The 23,190-nt window shown below is 58.2% G+C and carries 23 protein-coding genes; 8 read left to right on the plus strand and 15 right to left on the minus strand.

Annotation, left to right across the window (positions count from 1 at the left end; all coding sequences use genetic code 11):
* Positions 1–123 precede the first annotated feature (123 nt).
* A complete protein-coding gene (gene arcC / locus H7698_RS25385; RefSeq protein ID WP_194693154.1) occupies positions 124–1,053 on the plus strand; it encodes a carbamate kinase in 930 nt (309 codons plus the stop codon).
* Positions 1,054–1,115: 62 nt separating this feature from the next.
* On the opposite strand, the gene H7698_RS25390 is transcribed toward arcC, so the two are convergent.
* Positions 1,116–2,489 (minus strand): MBL fold metallo-hydrolase RNA specificity domain-containing protein, encoded by a 1,374-nt coding sequence (locus H7698_RS25390; RefSeq protein ID WP_235992952.1) that lies wholly within the window; start codon positions 2,487–2,489, stop codon positions 1,116–1,118.
* Between the two features lie 99 nt (positions 2,490–2,588).
* Complete coding sequence (locus H7698_RS25395) at positions 2,589–3,509, minus strand: universal stress protein (protein WP_194693383.1); 921 nt, start codon at positions 3,507–3,509, stop codon at positions 2,589–2,591.
* Positions 3,510–3,868: 359 nt separating this feature from the next.
* On the opposite strand from H7698_RS25395, the gene H7698_RS25400 reads away from it, so the two are divergent.
* Positions 3,869–4,294: a potassium channel family protein gene (locus tag H7698_RS25400; RefSeq protein WP_194693156.1), complete on the plus strand. Its 426-nt coding sequence runs from the start codon at positions 3,869–3,871 to the stop codon at positions 4,292–4,294.
* Positions 4,295–4,363: 69 nt separating this feature from the next.
* Here the strand turns inward: H7698_RS25400 and H7698_RS25405 are convergent, their stop codons facing one another.
* Both H7698_RS25405 and H7698_RS25410 read right to left on the minus strand, forming a co-directional pair.
* A complete protein-coding gene (locus tag H7698_RS25405) occupies positions 4,364–5,248 on the minus strand; it encodes a universal stress protein (protein ID WP_194693157.1) in 885 nt (294 codons plus the stop codon).
* A gap of 51 nt (positions 5,249–5,299) precedes the next feature.
* Positions 5,300–7,675 (minus strand): phosphoketolase family protein, encoded by a 2,376-nt coding sequence (locus H7698_RS25410; protein WP_194693158.1) that lies wholly within the window; start codon positions 7,673–7,675, stop codon positions 5,300–5,302.
* 250 nt (positions 7,676–7,925) lie between these two features.
* Here H7698_RS25410 and fnr point away from each other — a divergent pair, with 250 nt between their 5' ends.
* Positions 7,926–8,669, plus strand: a complete 744-nt coding sequence (fnr, locus tag H7698_RS25415; protein WP_194693159.1) for a fumarate/nitrate reduction transcriptional regulator Fnr — start codon at positions 7,926–7,928, stop codon at positions 8,667–8,669.
* A gap of 104 nt (positions 8,670–8,773) precedes the next feature.
* On the opposite strand, the gene H7698_RS25420 is transcribed toward fnr, so the two are convergent.
* A complete protein-coding gene (locus H7698_RS25420; RefSeq protein WP_194693160.1) occupies positions 8,774–9,685 on the minus strand; it encodes a universal stress protein in 912 nt (303 codons plus the stop codon).
* A 222-nt stretch (positions 9,686–9,907) separates the two neighbouring features.
* Here H7698_RS25420 and H7698_RS25425 point away from each other — a divergent pair, with 222 nt between their 5' ends.
* Positions 9,908–10,471 carry a GNAT family N-acetyltransferase gene (locus tag H7698_RS25425; protein ID WP_194693161.1) on the plus strand — a complete coding sequence of 188 codons (564 nt, stop codon included), beginning with the start codon at positions 9,908–9,910 and terminating at the stop codon, positions 10,469–10,471.
* A 53-nt stretch (positions 10,472–10,524) separates the two neighbouring features.
* Here the strand turns inward: H7698_RS25425 and H7698_RS25430 are convergent, their stop codons facing one another.
* Positions 10,525–11,448, minus strand: coding sequence for a universal stress protein (locus H7698_RS25430; RefSeq protein ID WP_194693162.1), 924 nt, complete (start codon positions 11,446–11,448; stop codon positions 10,525–10,527).
* 247 nt (positions 11,449–11,695) lie between these two features.
* Here H7698_RS25430 and H7698_RS25435 point away from each other — a divergent pair, with 247 nt between their 5' ends.
* Entirely contained in the window at positions 11,696–12,622 is a 927-nt protein-coding gene (locus tag H7698_RS25435) for a universal stress protein (protein ID WP_194693163.1), read from the plus strand.
* Between the two features lie 145 nt (positions 12,623–12,767).
* On the opposite strand, the gene H7698_RS25440 is transcribed toward H7698_RS25435, so the two are convergent.
* Genes H7698_RS25440 through H7698_RS25450 form a run of 3 tightly spaced genes read right to left on the minus strand, consistent with a single transcriptional unit; the run spans position 12,768 to position 14,398 of the window.
* Positions 12,768–13,481, minus strand: a complete 714-nt coding sequence (locus tag H7698_RS25440; RefSeq protein WP_162438039.1) for an SDR family NAD(P)-dependent oxidoreductase — start codon at positions 13,479–13,481, stop codon at positions 12,768–12,770.
* Between the two features lie 51 nt (positions 13,482–13,532).
* A complete protein-coding gene (locus H7698_RS25445; protein ID WP_194693164.1) occupies positions 13,533–14,186 on the minus strand; it encodes a DsbA family oxidoreductase in 654 nt (217 codons plus the stop codon).
* Complete coding sequence (locus H7698_RS25450; RefSeq protein WP_194693165.1) at positions 14,186–14,398, minus strand: tautomerase family protein; 213 nt, start codon at positions 14,396–14,398, stop codon at positions 14,186–14,188. Before H7698_RS25450 ends, H7698_RS25445 begins: the two co-directional genes overlap by 1 nt.
* A gap of 203 nt (positions 14,399–14,601) precedes the next feature.
* On the opposite strand from H7698_RS25450, the gene H7698_RS25455 reads away from it, so the two are divergent.
* Both H7698_RS25455 and H7698_RS25460 read left to right on the plus strand, forming a co-directional pair.
* On the plus strand, positions 14,602–15,522 hold the full coding sequence (locus H7698_RS25455) for a LysR family transcriptional regulator (protein ID WP_194693166.1): 921 nt from the start codon (positions 14,602–14,604) through the stop codon (positions 15,520–15,522).
* Positions 15,523–15,629: 107 nt separating this feature from the next.
* A complete protein-coding gene (locus tag H7698_RS25460; protein WP_194693167.1) occupies positions 15,630–16,121 on the plus strand; it encodes a hypothetical protein in 492 nt (163 codons plus the stop codon).
* Positions 16,122–16,146: 25 nt separating this feature from the next.
* On the opposite strand, the gene H7698_RS25465 is transcribed toward H7698_RS25460, so the two are convergent.
* The gene (locus H7698_RS25465; RefSeq protein ID WP_194693168.1) at positions 16,147–16,905 is read right to left on the minus strand and encodes an SDR family NAD(P)-dependent oxidoreductase; all 759 of its coding nucleotides are present in this window, start codon (positions 16,903–16,905) and stop codon (positions 16,147–16,149) included.
* 64 nt (positions 16,906–16,969) lie between these two features.
* Positions 16,970–18,646 (minus strand): MFS transporter, encoded by a 1,677-nt coding sequence (locus H7698_RS25470; protein ID WP_235992954.1) that lies wholly within the window; start codon positions 18,644–18,646, stop codon positions 16,970–16,972.
* A 116-nt stretch (positions 18,647–18,762) separates the two neighbouring features.
* On the opposite strand from H7698_RS25470, the gene H7698_RS25475 reads away from it, so the two are divergent.
* Positions 18,763–19,614: a LysR family transcriptional regulator gene (locus tag H7698_RS25475; RefSeq protein ID WP_194693169.1), complete on the plus strand. Its 852-nt coding sequence runs from the start codon at positions 18,763–18,765 to the stop codon at positions 19,612–19,614.
* A 12-nt stretch (positions 19,615–19,626) separates the two neighbouring features.
* Here the strand turns inward: H7698_RS25475 and H7698_RS25480 are convergent, their stop codons facing one another.
* The 4 genes from H7698_RS25480 to H7698_RS25495 all read right to left on the minus strand — a co-directional run bounded on the left by H7698_RS25480 (position 19,627) and on the right by H7698_RS25495 (position 23,190).
* Positions 19,627–20,565 (minus strand): AraC family transcriptional regulator, encoded by a 939-nt coding sequence (locus H7698_RS25480; RefSeq protein WP_194693385.1) that lies wholly within the window; start codon positions 20,563–20,565, stop codon positions 19,627–19,629.
* Between the two features lie 20 nt (positions 20,566–20,585).
* Positions 20,586–21,416, minus strand: a complete 831-nt coding sequence (locus H7698_RS25485) for an oxidoreductase (protein WP_194693170.1) — start codon at positions 21,414–21,416, stop codon at positions 20,586–20,588.
* Positions 21,417–21,531: 115 nt separating this feature from the next.
* Positions 21,532–22,035, minus strand: coding sequence for a hypothetical protein (locus H7698_RS25490; RefSeq protein ID WP_194693171.1), 504 nt, complete (start codon positions 22,033–22,035; stop codon positions 21,532–21,534).
* 240 nt (positions 22,036–22,275) lie between these two features.
* Positions 22,276–23,190: a LysR family transcriptional regulator gene (locus H7698_RS25495; RefSeq protein WP_194693172.1), complete on the minus strand. Its 915-nt coding sequence runs from the start codon at positions 23,188–23,190 to the stop codon at positions 22,276–22,278.

Below are 23,190 nucleotides of genomic sequence, written 5' to 3' on the forward strand. Positions count from 1 at the left end.
TCCTTGTGGGAGCTGGCTTGCCAGCGATGGCCACACCTCGGTGTTTCAGAGACACCGCGGTGATGCCATCGCTGGCAAGCCAGCTCCCACAGGCCCGCTTTCTCTTCCAGAAGGACATGCACCATGCGTATCGTCGTTGCTTTGGGTGGTAACGCCCTGCTCCGCCGGGGTGAACCCATGACCGCGGACAACCAGCGCGCCAACATCCGGATCGCCGCTGAGCAGATCGCAAAGATCCACCCTGGCAACCAACTGATCATCGCCCACGGCAATGGTCCACAAGTGGGCCTGCTGTCACTGCAAGCGGCGGCCTACACCTCGGTGTCCCCTTACCCGTTGGACGTGCTTGGCGCCGAAACAGACGGCATGATCGGCTACATCATCGAGCAGGAACTGGGCAACCTGCTGGACTTCGAAGTGCCGTTTGCCACGCTGCTGACTCAGGTCGAAGTCGACGCCAACGACCCGGCGTTCCAGCACCCGAGCAAACCCATCGGCCCGGTCTACACCAAGGCCGAAGCGGAAAAACTCGCCGCCGATAAAGGCTGGGCCATTGCCCCGGACGGCGACAAATACCGCCGTGTGGTCGCCAGTCCGATACCGAAACGTATCTTCGAAATCCGCCCGATAAAATGGTTGCTGGAAAAAGGCAGCATCGTGATTTGTGCCGGCGGTGGCGGCATTCCGACGGTGTACGGCACCGATGGCAAACTCCAGGGTGTGGAAGCGGTGATCGACAAGGACCTGTGCTCGGCGCTGCTGGCCGAACAGCTGAACAGTGATCTGTTGGTGATCGCCACCGACGTCAACGCCGCTTTCATCGACTTCGGCAAACCCACCCAGAAAACTATCGCCCATGCTCATCCTGATGAACTGGAAAAACTCGCCTTCGCGGCCGGCTCCATGGGGCCAAAGGTGCAGGCAGCCTGCCAGTTCGCTCGCAACACCGGCAAAGTGGCAGCCATCGGGTCACTGGCCGACATTGAAGATATCGTCAACGGCGCAGCAGGCACTCAAATCAGTACAACCGAGGAAGGTATCCGCTTCCGTTGACATTGCTTTTGGGTACTGAAGGGCACCCGCTGATGAGGCTGCTCTCGTCAGCGTAATGACCTTCAAGGCTGATCAATTTGAGTTAGTTCGACGCTGTCGCGATACTCCGGCACCGAAACCGACCACCCCAATTCCAGGCTGATACGTCGACGCAGTACATCCGAAGCATTGGGCTCCCCGTGCACTACGTAGGTGTGTTTCGGCGACCGCTTGAATCCGCGCAGCCATTGCATGATTTCATCGGCGTCGGCGTGCGCGGACAGGGTTTCCATCGGTACCACCTCAGCCCTGATCGGCACATCCTTGCCGTGAATGCGCACCGAAGGAGCGCCCGCGACAATCTGTGCGCCCCGGGTGCCGCCGGCTTGAAAACCCGGAACGAGCAGCGTGTTGATCGGGTTAGGGGCCAGCGCTTTGAGGTGGTGGATCACACGCCCCCCCGTGGCCATGCCGCTGGCAGCGATAATTACCGCCGGGGTGCGCTGCTGATCCAGCTTGATCGAATCCGCAGTGGTGCGCACGAACTGTGCGACGTGACACATGCCTTCGCATTCTTCGGGGGACAAACGGTGCTCGCTGCGAAAACGCTGGTACAAACTCGTGACGTCGGTGGCCATCGGGCTGTTGAGATAGATAGGCACATCGGGAATCGCGTGTCGTTGTTTCAGCCGATATAGGTGGTACATCAATAGTTGGGCGCGCCCTACTGCGAACGACGGAACCAAGGTGATGCCATGACGCAGCGTGGTGCGGGTGATGACTTCGGCCAATTGCGCCTCCGGTGACTCGACCGGATGTTTGCGATCACCATAGGTCGATTCCACCAGCAGGTAATCTGCCTGCTCGACGGTTTCTGGAGCGAACATCAATGGATCATCTGGCCGCCCCAGATCCCCTGAACAGACAAGCGTGATGCCATCGGCGATCACCTCCACCGTAGCCGCGCCCAATATATGCCCCGCGCAACGAAGCTGGATGGTCATGCCCGCGACAATTTGGACCCTGTGATGCAACTCCACTGGTCGTAACAGTTTCAGTGCCCGCTCGGCATCTTGCTCGGTATAAAGAGGCAACGCCGGTTTGTGCCGGGAGAAACCATGCCGATTGGCGAACTCGGCGGCCTCTTCCTGTAAGCGACCGCTGTCCAATAGAAGGATCCTCACCAGCTCACAGGTGGCGGGTGTGGCATAAACCGGACCGCGATAGCCGCTACGCACCAATACGGGCAGGTAGCCGCTGTGATCCAAGTGGGCATGGGTAAGGACGATGGCGCTGAGGTTGCCAACCGGGAGCTGGAACGGGTCCCAGTTATGCAACCGCAGTTGTTTATAGCCCTGGAACAGACCGCAATCGATCAGTACGTGTTGGTCGCGATGTTCCAGCAGGTATTTGCTGCCGGTGACCGTGCCTGCTGCACCGAGAAATGTCATACGCATGACCGTCTCCTTGAACATTCATGGGAGCGCTATTGATCGCTCCTTTTGGCGCAAGAGCAGTTGATTTTTATCAACAGCGGGCGCGACCGGGTCATCGTTTCAGTCAAACCAAGGCAGTGAATTGACGATCGTCAAGCTGCACGGGGCCCTGTTGAGTACGCTCTCGGCAGTACTGCCGATTAACCTGTCGATCCCGTGGTGATAGACCGTGCCCAGCACCACCATGTCGAATGCATTCTGTTGGGCGAAAAGTCCGATCACCTTGTGGGGAATGCCGGTCCGTAGATGTTGGCATTTGTTGTCGATGCCATAGCGTTCAACAAGCACCTCAAAGGCCTCCTTCTGGGCATCGTTGACGGCGTCTCTCAAACTGTCATCCAGACTCAGTGTCGGCACACTCCTCGTAGCGTCGTCCATCACCGACCAATTATTGACATTCAACACGTGCAAGGCAGCGCCACAGGAGACCGCCAACGTTGAGGCCAGGTCGAGAATCCGGTCATTGAGCCCTTGGGTCAGCTCCTCAAGATGGGACAGATCGATGGTCGCAAGAATTTTCAACGGTTTGGGATTCTTAGCTTCAGTAACCAGATGCAAGGGGGCCGGACAGTCGCGCAGCAACAGCCAGTCCAGGGGCCGATGGAACGCGCGATCGAGTGCCGGTACATGCTGGGTGTCCTTGATCACCAGATCCGCATGGAAGTCATTGACGTACTCAAGCATATGCGCCGCGGTGGATTTGGCCCAGACCACCTCGGTGGTTACCTGCAACCCGGTGCATCGCTGAAACCGGGCTTGCTGCTCCAGCCAGTGTCGATGCACCTGCAAGTAGCCCTCCCGTGCCTGCGCCATCGCATCGTGATCAAACAGCCCGGCCACCGCCAGCGCTTGCACATAGTCGAACGCGACGATGTGCAACACGGCTCCGGTGGAACAGGCCAGTGCGTGCGCTCGGTCAAACGCCGGCGTGCGGGTCATTTCGCTGGGGGCAATCAATAGAATACGTTTAAGTTTCAGCATCATAGACCTCGTCCCTGGAACGCGTTACCTGCCTGACTGCAAACCGGCTTCCTGTCCGGGACTCCTGGCCGTTGCCTGCGCCTGTTCCGCCTTCATGTCGGCTTATTCATGACTTTTCCCTTTGGTTTATCTCAACCGGAAAAGCTACAGATCGTTGACCCAAGTATCTGACGTCATCGCCTGCACACTCTGATTTTTGTCAACTAATGGCCCGCTGGCGATTAGTGAGGAACTCACTGAAGCCATGTTGATTTAGCTCAATGTCTTGGCGCCACTCAGGCGTAAAAAAAGAACCGGGCGCTGTGTCCCGTCAATGGCGGATTACTGGCGCTACGCTACTGCACCGCCGGAGGTTCGCCATGCTGGCAGGCACGTTGATCAATACGCTGGTGGTCATCCTCGTCGTGGTGATCCACTACGAATGCCTGTTGCGCCTGAACGATTGGCTTCCGCGGCTCAAGCTTTGGAGTCGTTTCAGGATTGTCGTCGGGGTATTCGGCGCGCTGGTAGCTCATGCGCTCGAAGTCTGGTGCTTCGCACTGGTCTATTACCTAATGGTGCGTTCCGGCGAATGGGGCGGCCTGACGGGCAACTTCGATGGTTCGATGCTGGACTGTGTCTATTTTTCCTTCACTACCTATACGACGATCGGTTTCGGCGATATTTCACCCGTCGGTAAACTCAAGTACCTGACCGGCCTGCAGGCGTTGACCGGTCTGGTACTCATTTCCTGGACGGCCTCGTTTCTATTTCTCGAAATGCAGAAATACTGGAAGAGCAAATAACAAGCGCAGGTATACGCTTTGCCAGACCCTTCTGTCGGTCTGGCATAAACGGCCTGTGTCTCTTCAGGCTCAGACCGCCAGGACGCTGCAAGGCACTTGATACAAAATATGCTCGGTCGTACTGCCCAACAGCTTGTCCAGCCCATGGGATTGGACTCTACCCATCACGATCACATCCACTTGATGCTCGTTAGCGAACTCGCTCAGCGCCGTGACGGGGTGTCCTGGAATGAAGTGTCGACGATCAGAGGGCACCCCATACCGACCGGCCAACGTGAGGAAAGATTTTTCCAGGTCTCTGCGCAGCGCTTTGGTGAGGTCAGCCAGCGTCAGACCGCCCATGTCCGCCAGAAAGGCGGCGGAAATATTGCAGGCGTACAGCAAATGCAACTCGGCATCACACTGCATGGCGAGGCCGCTGGCTTGCTGGATGATCCGGTCATTGAGTTCGTCGTCGGGAGACTCGACGTCCGACACTTCGACCGCCGCCACAACCTTGCGCGGCGGCACGAAGCCGCTCCCGCCCACCAGGTAAACCGGTATCGAACAGTGACGCAGCAAATGCCAATCCAGAGGCGTGAAAAAGGCACGCTTGAGCGCTGATTCATGCTGAACTTCCTTGATCAACAGGTCGGGCTGCATTTCCGAGACGTGATCCAGGATGTCTTGCTTCATGTCATCGGCCCAGGCCACCTCGGTGGTCACATCGATCCCCCTGCCCCGCAGATTTTTTGCCTGGTCCTTTAGCCAGTCGTGATGGTCTTGCAGGTAAAGCTCCCGAGCCTTTTCCCGGTCGCCTTCTTCGAGCAGCGACAACATTTTCAACGAAGGAATCAAGGCGACAATATGCAAACTCGCGCTGCTCGCCTTGGCCAGCGCTGCAGCATGATTGATTGCCTGGGAATGGCGCGCGGCCGGGTTGATGATCACTAACAACCGTTGATACTGGCTCATGATCTGCCTCCAGTCAGGTGGGTATTCGATGTCGCGCGGCCCTGTCGGACCTCAGCGACCCGCCACTGGCGTCCATTGCCAGTTCAGTACCTCGGGCATGTCTTGCCCGTGTTCAATGAGGTAAAGCTTGTGTTTCTCCATGATCGACCAATAGCGCGACCGCGCGGTTTGTAACTGATCGTGCAGCCGGGGCACGCGCTCGATGACGTCCAGCGCCAATTGATAGCGATCCAGGTTGTTGATCACCGCCATGTCGAACGGTGTGGTGGTCGCGCCCTCCTCCTTGAAGCCACGAACGTGGAAATTCTCGTGATTGTTGCGTTTGTACAACAGTCGGTGGATCAGCGCAGGGTAGCCATGGAAGGCGAAGATCACTGGCTTGTCGACAGTAAACAATTCATCGAACGCACTGTCCGACAAGCCGTGGGGATGCTGGAACGACGGCTGCAGCACCATCAAGTCCACGACATTGACCACCCTCACCCGCAGATCCGGCACGTACTCGCGCAACAGGGTCACGGCGGCCAGGGTCTCCAGGGTCGGGACGTCACCGGCGCAGGCCATGACCACGTCCGGGTCTTGATCATCCCGGCACGCCCAGTCCCATCGGCCAATGCCGGTCTGGCAATGACTGATGGCGGCATCGATATCCAGCCACTGCCATTCCGGTTGCTTGCCGGCGACGATGACATTGATGTAGTTGCGGCTTCTCAGGCAGTGGTCAGCCACCGACAACAGGCAATTGGCATCGGGCGGCAGGTAAATTCGCGCCACGTCCGACTTTTTATTCGCCACCAGATCGATGAACCCCGGGTCCTGATGAGAGAAACCGTTATGGTCCTGACGCCAGACGTGGGACGTCAGCAAAAAATTGAGCGAAGCAACGGGTTTGCGCCACGGCACCTCGGCGGCGGTTTTCAGCCATTTCGCATGCTGATTGACCATCGAATCGACGATATGGATGAACGCCTCGTAACAGGACAACAAGCCATGGCGGCCCGTCAGCAGATAGCCTTCGAGCCAACCCTCGCATACCTGTTCGCTGAGGATTTCCATCACCCGGCCGTCGGCGGCCAGGTTGAGATCATCGGGCTCCAGCGGTTCCATCCATGCCTTGGCACTGACCTCGTAGACCGCATCCAGTCGGTTCGAAGCGGTTTCATCCGGGCCGAACAGACGAAAGTTGCTCGCGCCCAGACTGTTTTTCATCACGTCGCGCAGAAACGAGCCCATGACTCGTGTGGCCTCCGCGCGCAAGCTGCCAGGCACTTCGAACTTCACGGCATAGTCGCTAAAGCGCGGCAAATCCAGAGGTCGCAACTGCAGTCCACCGTTGGCATGGGGATTGGCGCTCATGCGCCGGTGCCCGGTGGGTGCCAGTGCAGCGATCTCCGGCAGCAAGGTGCCATTGGCATCAAACAGTTCACCGGGACGATAACTTTCGAGCCATTCCTCCAGTTGCCGCAGGTGAATCGGCTGCTGGAAATCGGCCAGCGGCACTTGATGCGCGCGCCAGGTGCCTTCAACGCGATGGTCATCGACGAATTTCGGCCCGGTCCAGCCTTTGGGCGTGCGCAATATCAGCATTGGCCAAAGCGGTCGCTCTGGTGGTCCGGATGGCCCAGGCCGACGCGCCGCAAGCTGGATTTCACGAATTTTCAGCACCATCGTGTCCAGCGTTTGAGCCATCGCCTGATGCACCTGCACCGGGTCATCACCTTCGACGAAATACGGGTCGTAACCATAGCCATACATCAGGGCTGACAGTTCCTCCTCACTGATTCTGGACAGCACCGTGGGGTTGGCGATTTTGTAGCCGTTGAGGTGCAGGATCGGCAACACAGCCCCGTCACGTGCCGGGTTGAGGAACTTGTTGGAGTGCCAACTGGCGGCCAGCGTCCCCGTTTCGGCCTCACCGTCACCGATCACGCAGGCGACGATCAGGTCAGGATTGTCAAACGCGGCGCCATAGGCATGGGCCAGGCTATAGCCCAGTTCGCCGCCTTCATGGATCGACCCCGGAATCTGCGCCGAGACATGGCTGGAGATTCCGTAAGGCCATGAAAACTGCCGAAACAGGCGAACCAGACCGTTAGTGTTGCGTTCCACCGAGGGATAAAACTCGGTATACGTCCCTTCCAGATAAGTCTGCGCGACAACCGCTGGCCCACCATGACCGGGGCCGGCAACGAAGAGCATGTTCAGGTCGTACTGATTGATCAACCGATTGAGGTGGGTGTAGATCAGGTTCAGCCCCGGTGTCGTGCCCCAGTGCCCCAACAAGCGCGGCTTGATGTGCGCCAGGGTCAGCGGTTGCGCCAGCAGCGGGTTGTCCTTGAGGTAGATCTGCCCGACGGCCAGATAATTGGAGGCCCGCCAATAGGCATCCAGTCCCTCCAGTTGCTTGTCACTCAGAAAATCGTTCATGTACTTCTCCGCCAACGGCTCGACCTGCCGATAGTCATTGGTGGATTCTGGGAGTCTGAAACGTCCAGGACTTGATTTACATCAAGTCTCGCCGTCGGTGATCACGTTGAATGGCGTGGGACTCTCTGAACATCGGCCCGTAAGACGCGAGTTTTCCCCGTTCGTCGATTACCCCGGTGAACGCCCGAATGAGCTGCGCGCCCAAAGACTCACCATCTATGCTTAGCACACCCCCTGATGGCGTCCCCCCATGCCTGAAACACGTCCCCTTCAAGTTCAATACCTCAAGGCCGCCTGTTCCAATTGCAGCGTGTTGGAGTTGTGCCTGCCGATTGGCTTGAGCGGCGCGGAAGTCGAGCGACTGGATACGCTGATCGTGCAACGCTTCAAGGTCAAAAAGGGTGCCGCGTTGTACCGCACGGGCGACCCGTTGCGTTCGCTTTACGCAGTCCGTATCGGCTCATTCAAGACCAGCATGTTGTCAGTCGATGGTCGTGAACAGGTCACGGGTTTTCACATACCCGGCGAGATGCTCGGTCTGGACGCCATCAGCGCCGATGAGCACGCCTGCAACGCGTTTGCCCTCGAGGACAGCGAAGTTTGCCCCATCCACTTCGCGCAACTGGAGAAACTCGCCCAAAACCTGCCGTCGCTGCAGCACAACCTTAACAGGCTCCTGAGCCGTGAAATCGTGCGTGATCACAGCATGTTGATGCTCATGGGCAATATGAACTCGGATGAGCGACTGGCGGCTTTTCTGCTGAACCTGTCGCAACGTTTCAGTATCCGCGGCTATTCATCCAGAGACTTCGTGCTGAAAATGCGTCGCGAAGAAATCGGCTCCTACCTGGGGCTGCGACTGGAAACCATCTGCCGGGGCATTGCGCACCTGCGGGATCAGGGACTGGTAGAAATATCGGGCCGAGACGTCAAAATCCAGAACATGGAAGGGCTCAAGCAGCTGGTCGCGGGCTGTCATCGCTCCCCACGCTGACATCCGCACGTCTGGAGGATTGTCATGCGTGCCATGTTGCACTGGGCGATGCTAATCAGGCTTTCGCGTGCTCAGGGCCGGGCAGTTCAAGGGAGCGATCGTGCTCACCCCCTGATGTTCGACTTGACGGCCAGAATGCTGCCCGGCACCGAGTACAACGCTCGCTCGGTATTACTGCCGATCAACCGGTCAATCCCCACTCGGTGCACCGTGCCCATCACCACCACATCGGCCAGGTATTGCTCGACAAATTCGCTAATCACCGGCACTGGCAGACCCATGACGAAATGCCGCCGCTCCGGCGGTACGCCGTAACGATCGGCCAGGGTGACAAACGCCAGGTGCAGGGATTCACGCAGTTCCTCAACGTAGTCCACGCTCCAGCCACCGCCGACCAGCGACGCATCGCTATTGAAGGCCGGCGACAAGTCATAGGCGTAAAGCAGGTGCAGCGGCGCGTCGCATTGCAAGGCCAGTGCGTTGGCGTTCTGAATGATGGTGTCGTTCAGGCCGCCGATTTGTGTCGACGGATCAAACGGGTCCACCGCGGCGACGACCCGATGCGGCAAACCGTAACGGGCGTGATTGACCAAGTGCACGGGGATCGGGCATTCGCGCAGCAAGTGACAATCAAGCGGCGTGATGAACACCCGCTTGAGCACGGGCTCCAAGGTGACATCCTTGATCAGCAAGTCAGGCTTGAGATCTTCGACCGCGTTCAATATATCCAGTAGCGGATGGGTCGTGAACACGACTTTGACGGTCACCTCCAGTCCCAGGCCGCTGAGCCGCTCGACCTCTTCGACCTCCCAGCGGCGATAGCGGCGCAGATAGCGCTGATACCCTGCGTCGTCGATTTTCTCTTCCCACACATGCACGATCGGTGCGGGCTCGACAAAGGCTCGCACATCCAGCACAGCCCTACTCGCCTTGGCCAACGCGACGGCACGCAGCAGAGCGGGAGACTGATGCAGGGTTTGGTCGGCGATCAGCAACAAACGTTGATATACACCCATCACACACCTCGACTCGACACCGGTCGTTAAACGCCGGAGGTTTCACCATGCGCTAGTTGCCCCCTCCCCCAGGTTGATTTACATCAAACACGCGTAAATGAAGGCTCACGTTACGTCTCTCTGATCCAGATCAGATTCTGGCGGTGCCGGCGGCGTAGAAAGGAATGAACCGCGGGGCCCATCACCACGCGCCAACTTTTCAAACCCATGGAGGATCACCCCATGCTCACCGTCAAAGACCACAATGATCGTGCCGCTGCCGCCTACGCCGCGATCACCGGACAACACTGGATCGAAGCGCTCAAGGATGGTCGTCACGTGCTGATACGGCCGCTGGCGGAAAAAGACCGCGAGCGTGAATACGCCTTTATCAAACGGCTGTCTCCCGAGTCCCGGCACATGCGTTTTCTTGCGCAGATCAACGAACCTGGCGCCGCCATGCTTAACCAGTTGATGGACACCGATAACAAACAGCGCACAGCCTACATCGCGCTGGTCCACGAAAACGGCCAATTGATTGAGATCGGCGTCAGCCGCTACGCCGCCACGGGCGAGCATGAATGTGAATGCGCCGTGACAGTCGCCGATGAATGGAAACACCTGGGGCTGGGTACGTTACTGATGGAGCATCTGATCAAGGCCGCCCGCAGAAACGGTTTTCGGCAGATGTATTCGGTGGATGCCTCCAGCAATGCGCCGATGCGCGACCTGGCCAAGGCACTGGGTTTCGAGACGCACAACGATCCCGATGACAGCCGTCAGGTCATCCATCGCCTTTACCTGTAAACAATCGCCCCGCGATGTGCCGGCCAACGGTGCATTGCGGGGCTGTCCACGTCTCAGGATTGCAACATCTCGCTTGGTTTGATCGCCAGTACACTGCAAGGCGCCCGGTGCAAGAGTTGTTCGGCCGTGGTCCCCAGCAGCTTGTTCAACCCCTTGTGCTGCACCGTTCCCATTACGATGACATCGGTGCGGTGGTCAGCGGCAAATTCACAAATACTGGACACCGGTGCGCCCTCGATAAAGTGCCGACATTCCGATGGCACGCCGTGACGCTCTGCCAGGGCCGCAAACGCCCCGTGCTGAGCCACGCCCAACGCTTCATAAATTCCGACGGCCAGCGGCAGCGCACCAAATCCCATGTCCTGCGCATACACGGTCGTCCAGTCAAAGACATACAGCAGCTCAAGCCGGGCGTCACATTGTTCAGCCAGCTTGGTCGCAGCGTCGATAATCTGGTCGTTGAACACGTGGTCCTGCTCTTCGCTGCGCAGCACATCGACGATGGCCAGCACGTTGCGGGGTCGTGGATTGAGGGCATTGGTCACCAGATGCACCGGCACCGGACAATCGCGCAGCAACTGCCAGTCCAGCGGCGTGAAAAACACCCGTCTCAACGCCGACTCTTCCTGGGCATCCTTGATGATCAGCACCAGTGGCATTTCGTTGACGAAGTGCAGGATCTCCTCGTAAGGATGCTGTACCCACACCACCTCACTGGTGACCTCGACGCCGTGTTGACTCAACAACGCGGCTTGCTCCGCGAGCCATTGTCGATGGGTTTGTAAATAACCGTCCCGTGCCAGGCTCATCTGCTCATGGGCGAACAGGCCAGCCACCGCGAGAGCCTGCAAATAGTCGAACGCCACGATGTGCAACGGTAATTGCATAACGAGTGCCAACGCGGCGGCACGGTCGAACGCCGGCGTGCGGGTCATGGCTGAGGGGGCTATTAACAGTAAACGCGGAGTCTGCGACATGGGACACCTCGGCACGCGGCCATCTGGATGGAGTGAGTAGAACTCCAGATTGAGCGTTACCGCCAGAGGCGACTTGATCTTTATCAGCAACGACGCTCGGTTTAACGTTACTGAAGACAGATAAAGTTGATCTTGATCAACCGATCGCCTCCCCGGCCAGCGGCAAGATGAGCCTGAGGCTTCACTACCCAGAAGCACCGTTGCGATTGCGCACAGGCGTCGCTGGATTACCCACGGGAGATTTGTCATGTCTGAGCAATCACGTTTGATGCTGGTCGTCTCGCCCCTGATGGAAAACAGCCCCGCGTTCGACCGGGCCGCAGCGTTGGCCAAGGCTTCGGGTGCGGCATTGCATATTGTGGCATTCGATTACCTGGAAGGTCTGGCGACAGCCGGGATGGTCAACGAACAAGCGCTGGAGCAGATGCGACTCGGGTATGTCGAGCGCCATCGCCAATGGCTGGAAGAGCAGGCCCGTCCCTTACGCAAAATCGGCGTGCACGTCACCACCGAAGTGGTCTGGGTGGAAAGACCCTTGCAGGAAATCCTCATTCATCTTAAAGAACAGCCGATGACCGCACTGATCAAGGCACTCGAATACGAGTCACTGCTGTCGCGCCTGATGTTCACGCCGCTCGATATCCATCTACTGCGCGAATGCCCTGTGCCTTTGCATTTTGTCAGTCACGTGCAGCACGCCCTGCCACGCAAGATTGTCGCCGCAGTTGATCCTTTCCATCGCGATGGCCAATACGAAGGTTTCAACGACAGGATTCTGCGCGAGGCCTCAAAACTGGCGAGCACCTGTAATGCGACGCTCGATGTGATCTATGCCCATGACCTGTCATCCATCAGCACCGACGAATTCGGCTTCGAAAACGCTTCTGCATTCTTTTCCTCGGGTACTGCCAAGACGCTGTTCGATGCACAGGGCGATGCCTTCCGCGAGCTGGCGGAGCGCAACGGGATTCCACCGGAGCGCCAGCACATGATCATGGGCAACCCGACCAAGGTTCTCTCCAGTTACGCGGATGCCTATGGCATCGACGTCATCGTCATGGGCCGGGTCGGCCATCGGGGCATAGGTCGATTGGTCGGCAGTACAGTGGAACATCTGCTGTACAAAATGCCCTGCAGCGTGTGGGTGGTTTCTCCAGAAGAACTGGCTGACTGAAAGACACCCACGAATCAGAGAGAGGGAGAATGGGGTGTCAGCGCACCGCTGAACAATGCCGCCAACCTAATGCCTGCGAGCAGTGGGATTGGGCGGCGGCATCAACAGGATCACCTGATCGCGGCACCGGTACTGGCGGTTTCCATCAGTGACCGGCGCTTTGACCTCCATCGACGTGCAGGATTTCCCCAGTGACGAAGTTGGCGCTGTCCAGGTACAGCACCGCCCCGACAATGTCTTGCACCTCGCCCATGTGGCCGACCGGATGCAGGCTGCCCAGAGCGGCGTGGCTTTCCTCACCATGCATCGGGGTCTTGATGATGCCCGGCGATACAGCGTTAACGCGGATGCCGCGCTTGGCGTACTCGATCGCCAGGGATTTGGTCGCGGCGTTCATGCCGCCTTTGGTCAGCGACGCCAGCACCGATGGCACGCCATCGATGGCGTGATCGACCAGCGTTGTGGTGATACTGACCACATGTCCACCCTCACCTTGTTTCTCCATCTGGGCAATCGCCTGCTGCGACATGTGGAAGAAGCTGCCCATGTTGGTGGCCACGGTGTTTACGTAATCTTCGCGGGTATAGGCCGTGAACGGCTTGGCCAGGAAGATCCCGGCGTTGTTCACCAGAGTGTCAATACGGCCGAAACGCGCTACGCCTTCGCGGATGATTTTCTCGGCAGTCGCCGGATCGGCAATGTCACCTGCGACGGTCAGGATGTCCGGATCGGATGACGGTTTGATAGAGCGCGAAGTCGCAACCACTTGATAGCCGAGTTTACGAAAACCTTCGACGATCCCTGCGCCAAGACCCTGGGATGCGCCAGTAACCACGACGACTTTTTTTGAATGGCTCATGATAATTCCTCGATAGATTATGAAAGTAGTTTCAATGGAACAGTCGGGCCATCAGGCTGCCGCGGACTCGCGCGCCATTTGCCTGAGGACCTGTTCGTATTCCGCGACTGACTGCGATCCGGACACTAGATAACCACCGTTCATCACCATGGCCGGGACCGAGTTGATGCCGCGTTGAAGGTAAAAACCTTCCAGCTCTCTGATTTCCGTGGCGAACTCGCCGGTGTCCAGTATCTGCCGGGCGCGAGCGGCGCAAAGTCCCGCTTCACCGGCCAGGCGCACCAGGGTTTCAGGGTCGCTGGGGTTCTGGCCGTCGGTGAAATACGCCTTTAGCAGGATGTTCTTCAGCGCGATCTGTCGACCGTCCTGCGCCGCCCAGAACAACAGCCTGTGAGCATCGAAGGTGTTGTAGAAATGGCTGCGTTTTGCCAGGTCAAACTCAAAACCGATGGCCTTGCCGCGGGCGATCACGCTGTCATTACGCGAGGCAACTTCCCCGGCGCTGCGACCATATTTGCGCATCATGTGACTGACTGCGTGTTCACCCTCGGCCGGCATATCCGGATTGAGTTCGAAGGGTTTAAACGTCAGCTCGACGACAACTTCGCCGGCAAGATTGGCGATGGCCTGTTGCAAGGCCGTGGCGCCAAGCGCACACCAGGGGCACACGACATCCGACACAAAATCAACTCTGACGGGCTTCATTACGTGGGCTCCGCCAGCGACTTGCGGTACTCGGTGGTGGTTATTCCAGCGTAGCCCCAGTTATCGGTATCCACTTCCTCGATCACGATATGCGTCAGGTGCGGATCCTTGTTGAGCACGGTCTCCATGGTTTTGGTGATCTCGGCGATGACCTGAGCTTTCTGTTCTTTGGTAACGCCGTCGCGGGTAATACGAACACTGATGAAAGGCATGGGAGTGTCTCCAGTTCGCTCCCCATCGGCATGATGAGGCGGCAAGTGGAATGAACTGTAGAAGGTTGCCTGGAATGGATAAATGCGAGGCTGGGTACATCATTTGTGACGCGATGTAATGAATCGAGCGTAGCCAACCTTTGCAGGGCCATGGCTCAACGTTATGCTTTCGCGCACCTCGCCGATTACTCAGTGTGATTAATATGAAGCGCCATTTTGATGACCTGCAGCTTGGAAGCATCGAGCTATTCTGCCTCGCCTCGGAAACGGGCAGTTTTACGGCAGCAGCGCAGGTAGCCGGTGTTACGCCTGCGGCAGTAAGCCGCTCGATTTTACGTCTTGAAGAGCGCTTGGGATCACGCCTGTTCGTGAGAACCACGCGCAGCATCCGGATGACTGAACCGGGACGGGTGTTCTACGAACAGTGCCGACAAGCCCTGACTCAACTGGTGGAAGCGCAACAAGAAGTCATGGGCGCTCAATCGAAGCCTTCAGGACAGCTGCGCATCAGTCTTCCTACCACGTACGGGCACCACCGGATCTTGCCGCTTCTGCCGAAATTTCGAGCGCTTTATCCAGACGTCACCGTTGATATCCACTTGGGTAACCGAAATATCGACTTTGTGGCGGAGGGCTATGATCTGGCGATTCGGGTCCGGGCTCAACCGGACTCTAACCTGATTGCCCGCTTGCTCGAAGACGCAAAACTGGTGGTGGTCGCGACACCTGAATACCTGGCCAAGGCAGGCACGCCAACGACGCTGGATGACCTTGTCGCTCACGAGTGCATTCAATTTGAACTGCCCAGCAGCGGTCGACGCATCTCATGGCTGTTCAACGTCGAGGGCAAACAACGTGAGGTCTTCGCGGAGGGCGGATATTGCTGTTCGGATGATGTGCTGGGCGGCGTTACCCTGGCCAAACACAGTGCCGGTCTCTTCCAGACTTACCAATTCATTGTCGAGCGAGAACTGGCCGATGGGACCCTCGTCGAGGTGCTCCAACCCTACAATGGCCGCTCCAGGCCCTACACCCTTCTCTACCCCCATGGCCGCTACGTTCCTCAGCGGGTAAGAGCATTCGTCGACTTTCTGTTGCAGTATCGGACCGACTGGGCGGCATAAGACCCAATCCGGCGGTGCGGTTGGCTATCCATTGATTAAACCTACTAGTTGGTAGACTATTAGATTTGTATCCGGCAGAACTGCCACCACCCCCAAGAGAGAGACCCATGGACCTGCGCAAACTACCCACTTCCCTGCCGCCAGTTCCTTCTGTCTTACCGAACGCTTCAGGCACCCCCAACAATCCGCGAGCAAAGCCTGCGGGGCCAGACTTTCAGTCCCGATTAAACAGTCAATCCAGACCCCATCTCTTGCCGCCCGATCCGGTAAGCACGCAGGCACTATCAGAATCGATCGCCAATCTCTCACGCCGCCCGGACGTGGAAGTGATGCTTCAATCACTGGCATGGCGCAAGAACGCCAGGAGTGCCTCCTGTGGGAATGATCTCATCGCGGACGTTCCTTGCTGGGGCGGTCTCAATGCTGCAGCAATTGCCGTGGCGCTGTCTGGAAGCACCCTCATCTGGGTACCGTTCGAGCCCATTCGAGCGCCACTGCAATCGCCGCACTTTCGTGTTTTGCGCCGGCGCAAGGCTGTTGCAGCCGAAGGTCTCCCGGCTGGACGTCCGCTCTCCTCTACGGAATTGCCCAATCAATAAGCCTTTTGCACAGACAGGCGTTTAATTAGATTTGCGAAAGGCCACCGTCGACCATCAGTTCCACGCCGTTGACGTAACAGGCGTCAGCCGATGCAAGGAACAGTGCGCACGACGCTATGTGTTCCGGTTGGGCCATGTAGCCCAGCGGCACGATTTGCTCTACGTGTTTTTTAAGTGCTTCGATCTGGCTCTCATCCATCTTCAGTCCGTTGTCCATCAACGGTGTTCTGGTAAAGCCGGGGCTGAGCACGTTCGCGCGAATTTTTCGGCCTTTGAGTTCATTGGCCCACGTGCGTGCAAATGAACGCACAGCAGCTTTTGAAGCGTTGTAAAGACTCAAACCTTCCATCCCGTTACTGGAACAAATGGAGGCGGTCAGAACGATTGACGAGCCTTCCTTCATCAACGGCAACAGCGTCTGAACAGTGAAAAACACACCCTTAACGTTGATATCGAACAGGTTGTAGTAAGCGGCCTCCGTCGTTTCGCCCACCGGGTTTTTTTCGCATATACCGGCATTGGCGAAGACTGCGTCGAGTTGACCGTCCTGTTCTTCGACCAGGGATTTGAGCGTATCGAGATCGGCCTGCCGAGCGACGTCAGACACCACCGCCACGGCTTTATCGCCCAATACGGTAACCGCAGCGTCCAGCGTTGCCGCCGAGCGTCCGGTGATATAAACGCGTTTAGCGCCCGCGGCTAACAGTGCTTGGGCAATCGCAAAGCCGATGCCGGTCGAGCCACCGGTGACGACCGCTACTTGATTGATAAATTTGCCAGACATGTTTTGACTCCTGAGTAACGCAGATAGGGTGAGTTGAAAATTTGGCTACTGCTCGGCGCTGGAGTCAGTCAAGGTTCGGGCTGACCGAAACGCCGAAAGGAGCAGTTGCTTTTGGTAAACGAGGCATCGAGGCATACACAGACAGCAGCGCTGAAACGACCAGGCAGGCAGCGATGCCCAGCAGACTTGCAATGAATCCGGTGGCTAGCGAGGAAGGGGTTTGCGCAGGAGTCGCCAGTGCGTAAAAAACGCCACCGAGTACTGCCACCCCCAGCGCGGCGCTGATCTGCAAGGCCGAATTGACTACGCCGGAGATCATTCCTGATCCGCCGGGTGGTGCACGATCTATCACGGTTCGAATAAGTGTTGGCAGCGCCCAACCCTGGCCAAACCCGAGTAACCCCACTGCGAGGATCACGAGCGCCAATTGAGGGCTCTCCCCTGCCGGCGCGATAGCGACCGCTACGCTCAGGATCAGACATCCCATTACCTCAAGCATCATTCCAATGGCGGGAACAAAACGGCCGAACAAGCGGATAGCAAAGGGAGTTGTCAAAGGGCCAATCAGAAAGCCCACGCCAAACGGGACGAACATCATCCCCGAGGTCAATGGCGTTGCCCCCAGCGCGTCCTGTAGGTAAATCGAAAACGTTAGAAAGAATGCCGATATCACGTAGAAAAACAGTACGCCCGTCAGCCCGGCGATCAGGCCGGGTGCTCGACTGAGTTGCGGACTGACCAGTGGTGTGCCGCCTCGACGCTCCAGCGCGATCTCGTGGCGCCAAAAGGCCGCAGCGACTGCCGGCGATCCAAGCAGCAACAGACAAAGCCACCATGGCCACCCTGCTTCCCGGCCTTCAACCAACGGTACAACCAGCAGCCCGACCGTCAGCGCACATAGCAGTACTCCAATGCGATCCAGTGGCGCCGGAGTCTGGCTCCGGGTATCGGGAAGCAGCCGTATTCCGCCAATGAAAACAGCGATGACGATGGGCAGGTTTATCAAGAAAACTGCACGCCATTGCAGGCCCCAGACATTCATCGATATCAGCAGGCCTCCAAGTGCCTGAGCGACAACCGCCGCGAAGCCAATCGTCGCGCCATACACCGCTAACGCACGCGAACGTTCATGCTCCGGAAACAGAGCATGAATGGACGCCAGGCCCTGAGGTGCCATTGCCGCCGCGCTCAAACCTTGCAACACACGTCCGCAGATCAATATCGTCGGCGAGTTGGCAAGGCCACAGATCAAGGAGGCAACGCCGAAGCCGGCCATACCCGCAACGAACACTCGGCGGCGGCCCAGCAGATCACCCAGGCGACCTCCCGTGATCAGAAAAACGGCATAGCTGGCGGCATAGCCCGAGATCACCCATTGAACTTGTGCGGGGGTAATAGCCAGGCCACTGCGGATTGAGGGCAATGCAACATTGACGATGAAAAAGTCCAGCGGCGGAAGAAACGCACCGATCAGAAGAACAGCGAACGCAAACCATCGGCGCGAGTCGGCTGCCGGGGCGCAATCCAGTTTGGATGTCATTGGGCAACTCCAGAGAAACACAGCTAGCTGGCGCAGGCAGACTTCATATTCATTCATGTCCGCTGCCTGGCAGATAAAACGGCAAGCCCCAGGGGTTGTTGCCGTGGTTGAGGGTCTATTGTCCGAGTCGACGAGCGTCAGCGGCACTGCCAGAGATGCACATTCCTCGTGCATTTTTGTAAGGCTGCCACCGATATTCATGTGAAACCCCTCTCGCTTGCCGCATGACGTGGATGGATTAATTGTGCGGTGGGCCGGGGTTGCCACGGGACTGCCATTGCTGCATCTTCGCCGTACATTTTCGTTAGAGGTGGACGATGGACTGGAACGACTTGCGCGTCTTCCTGGCGATAGTCCGCACCGGCTCGCTGGGCGCCGCCGCGAAGCAACTTGGCGTGAGTCACCCCACCGTGGGGCGGCGACTGCACGTTCTTGAGCAGCACAGCGGGCAGGTTTTTTTCCGCCGCACCGGGCAAGGCCTGGTACTGACGGACAGCGGTGAAAAAATTCTGGGGCTGGCCGAGGAAATGGAGCGAAGCGCGCTTTCAATTGAGCGGCACCTCGCCGGCGACAGCAGTCAACCTGAGGGGCTGTTGCGGATTTCATCGGCTGACTGGTTCGCCTGTTATGTGCTGGCACCCGTACTCAGCGAACTGTCTCGACGATACCCATTGATTGTTCCGGAAGTCATCGCCGGGCATCGCCTGTTCGACCTGACGCGTCGTGATGCGGATATCGCCTTTCGCATTGTGCCGTTCACCGAACCGGACATCGTTCAACGTCGACTCACGACACTCAACTACGGACTCTACGTTGCTGCGCACTTGCCCTTCTCACCCGCGCAAGATGGAGGAGGCCTCGGGTTGATCCTCATGAACACAGCACAAGCTCACTACCCTGACGTGCTGTGGCTACAGCAGATGTTTCCGCGCGCGAAAACCGTGTTCACCAGCAGCAGCCGTACCGTGCAAGCACAGATGTGCGGTCGCGGATTGGGCGTGGCGGTTTTGCCCCGTGTATTAGGCGATCAATTGACCGCCCTCAAATTGATAGACGTCGGCAGTGAGCCACCAGGGCGCGATATCTGGATGGGGTATCACCACGACATGCGACAGATGGACAGGCTCCGCGCCCTCGCAAATCTCGCAGGCGAAATGATCGGGACCTAATGGCCACGGCGCTCAGTGCGAGGAAACGTAGAGGGACGCCGTCGTCGGCGCAGGCAGCGCGTAGGTCGCCTTCATCCAGGCGATTTCCGCATGGGGCGTGCGGCCAAAGAATCGTTTGAATTCGCGGCTGAATTGCGAGGGGCTTTCATAGCCGACGCTGAATGCCGCCGATGAGGCTGACACGTTGTTGCGTAACATCAACAGGCGGGCTTGATGCAGGCGGGTGGATTTCAGGTATTGCATCGGTGATGAGTCGGTGACGGTCCGAAAATGCAGATGGAAGTTAGGCACACTCATCCCCGCCTCCTGCGCCAGGGTTTCCACGTCCAGCCGCTCCTCGTAGCAGCTGTGGATCTTGCGAATGGCGCGCGTCACCTTTGCGAAGTGTCCCTGTGCGCCGAGCGCTGCACGCATTGATCCGCCCTGCTCGCCGGCGATGATGCGGTAATAGATTTCTCGCACCAGCGACGGACCGAGTATCCGCGCGTCGACCGGATGGCTCATGGCTTCGATAAAGCGCAGTGTCGACTGGCTGAGCCTTTCGTCCATTGGCGAGGCGTACATGCCTCTGGGCTCGGCATGGGTCGGGCCGATCGTTTCGTCGATCTCCAGGATCAGTTCGCCGGCGAGCTTGAAATCCAGTCGAATGTAGACAGCCAGCATCGGCTCTTCCTCGCTGGCGTCAGTCTCCATCGTGAACGGCACCGGCACTGAAACCACCAGGTAATGCCGAGCGTCGTAAACGTAGACATCTTCTCCCAGGTAACCGCGCTTGCGCCCTTGACACAGGATGACGATACCCGGCTCATACAGTACCGGCGTTCGGGTCAGTGGACGGTTGGAACGCAAAAAACGGATGTCATCCAGCGGGCTCAGGTTATAGCCCTCCAGCGGTGCCAGCTGTTTCATCAGCTCGATCATGCGCCGAGCACGCGCGGTACTGTGGTCCATAGGCAGCCCTTTTTCGACGTTCAACTGTCTGTTGATCGGGTCAGTGATTCCCATTGATCGATCTCTTTTAAAGACTGTGTGAGCTTGTCGCGAACGAGCGCGAGCGCATCGCTACCGAGCAGTAGATGAGCCGGCGGCTTGTCGCTCTGGATCAACTGCAACAGTGCCTGCGCGGCCTTTTGTGGATCTCCGAGCTGCTTGCCGCTCTTCTCTTCACGCGCCTGGCGAATCGGGTCGAAGCTGGCATCGTAGTCCGCAATGCTGCGAGGCGTGCGCTGCATCGAGCGGCCCGCCCAATCGGTGCGAAAGGAGCCTGGCGCCACTGCCGTAACGAAGATATTGAACGGGCTGAGTTCCTTGCTCAGGGTGTCGGAGAGTCCTTCCAGCGCGAACTTGCTGGCGCAATAGTAGGAAATGCCCGGCAACGTAATGGTGCCGCCCATGGACGTGATGTTGATGATGTGGCCGCGGCGACGCTCGCGCAAGTACGGTACGAAGGCCTTTGTGATCGCGACAGCACCGAATACGTTGACGTCGAACTGCCGGCGCATGTCTTCCAGTGGCGACTCTTCGAAAATCCCTTCGTGACCGTAGCCCGCGTTATTCACCACAACATCCACGGGGCCGTAGCGCGTGTGGATTTCAGCAACGACGCTGTCGATTCGCGCAAAGTCGGTGACGTCGAGAATCACTGCATGGGCCTCGGGCGATAAAGCCTCGAAGGCCTCCACCGCACCCTGATTGCGGACCGTACCGATTACCCGGTGCCCGACAGCGAGCGCCGCGCTGGCCAGGGCCTTGCCGAAGCCACTGCTGATCCCGGTGATAAACAAGGTTTTGTGAGCACTCATCAGACATTCCTCTCGGTTCAATGAGGCTCATGGTAGTGACGCTACTGCGACAGACCTATGCCGGAAAATCCGTGAGTCTTGCCTGTTCCTATCAAGACCGAAATGCTCGGCGAATTTAAGTCCGAACCAGTACCCGATTCTGCACATACACACGCCGGCACTGCGCAGTAAATCCCACGACGAACAGGCAGAAAAGGACCAGCAAGGTGATCTTCACCACGCTTGCGGTAGGACCTGCGGCCAGAGGCTGGGAAACTGGCAGCCGAGTGAGCGTTTCGTTGACCGCGGGCACCAGCGACAGGAAGAAACTGAACGACAGGCCAAAATCAGACAGATACGGACGTAGCCTCCCCAACAAGGTGAATTGCTGCACCAGCACACCCCCGAAAGCGGCAAGCAGAACCACGATGCCAAACGCATGTCCTGCGTTTAACCCCCCGGTGCTGGACACGCCAAAAGACGTGATCACCGCTAACACAAGTCCCGCCAGATAAATTTTCCCGGAGCGTGTCGTTTTATCGATCCTGCTGTAGCGAGCAAAGCTGTGGATCCCCGCGATGACGGGAACCAGGCTGATCACCGTGTGGATGATGCCTACAAACGACATGGGATGCGTCATGAATACCTCTCAGGAAAATAAGATCGGCGCCACAGGTGCGGCGATGACGGGTCAGGCACCGATGAGTGTCGATGCCGTGCTGAACTGATCGATACCGACAACTCGATGTGTAGAGAGGGTTGCAAGCATGGCCCGCGCAAGCGCCGATTTGGTTTTGTTGCCGGGACCGAACAAATCCAAATCTACTAGTAGGTAGGCTCGACTGTCAAGCTTGCCCGGTCCTGAGCGTTCGCATCTGAGTCATCTCACCACCGGCGCATGCTCGGCCATCAATTCCATGACCCAGTCGATAAATACCCGCACCTTGGCGCTGACGTGGCGATTCGGCGGGAATGCCAGGTACATCGGCATGGGCGCCATGTGCCAGTCCTCGAACAGCGGCAACAGCTCGCCGCTGGTCAGGTGCGGTTTGGCCATGTACTCCGGTAACCACAGCATGCCCAGACCCGCCAGGCCGGCGGCGAGGTACGCGTTGCCGTCGTCGACCGTGAGTTGCGGGCGGCCCTGAGCCTCGATGCGTTCCTCTCCCCGCTGCATCGCGTAGGGCAAGGATTTGCCGGTACGAAACCAGAGGAAGCCAACAGTACTGTGCCTGCCTTCCTCCAGCTCACGGGGGTGCTCCGGCGTACCAAAGCGCTGCAGATAGCCGGGTGCGGCATAGATGCCGAGTTTCAGATCGCCGACATGCCTCGCCATCAGGGACTGATCAGTGATCTCGCCGCCGCGCACTACGCAGTCGACGTTTTCACCAATGATGTCGACCATGCGATCGCTCACGCCCAAGGTCAGCTGGATTTCCGGATAGCGTGCAAAGAACCCCGGCAAGGCGGGTATCAGCAGCATTCGCGCCAGCGGACTGGGAACATCCACCCGCAGCCGCCCACGCGGGGTCATCGACGCGCTGGACAGGCTGGTCTCGGCGTCGTCCATATCGACCAGTAGCCGGATGACGCGCTCGTAGTAGGCCGCGCCATCGGCGGTGACGTTGACCTTGCGTGTGGTGCGGTTGAGCAGGCGCACCCGCAGCCGCGCTTCCAGTTGCTGAACGAGCTGCGTCACGGTGGTCTTGCTCATGTGCAGGGTGGCTGCCGCCTTGGTGAAGCTGCCGGTTTCCACCACTCGGGCGAAGGCCTGCATTGCATCGAACCGGTCCAT

The organism is Pseudomonas sp. p50(2008), assembly GCF_015351605.1.
GTDB lineage: Bacteria > Pseudomonadota > Gammaproteobacteria > Pseudomonadales > Pseudomonadaceae > Aquipseudomonas.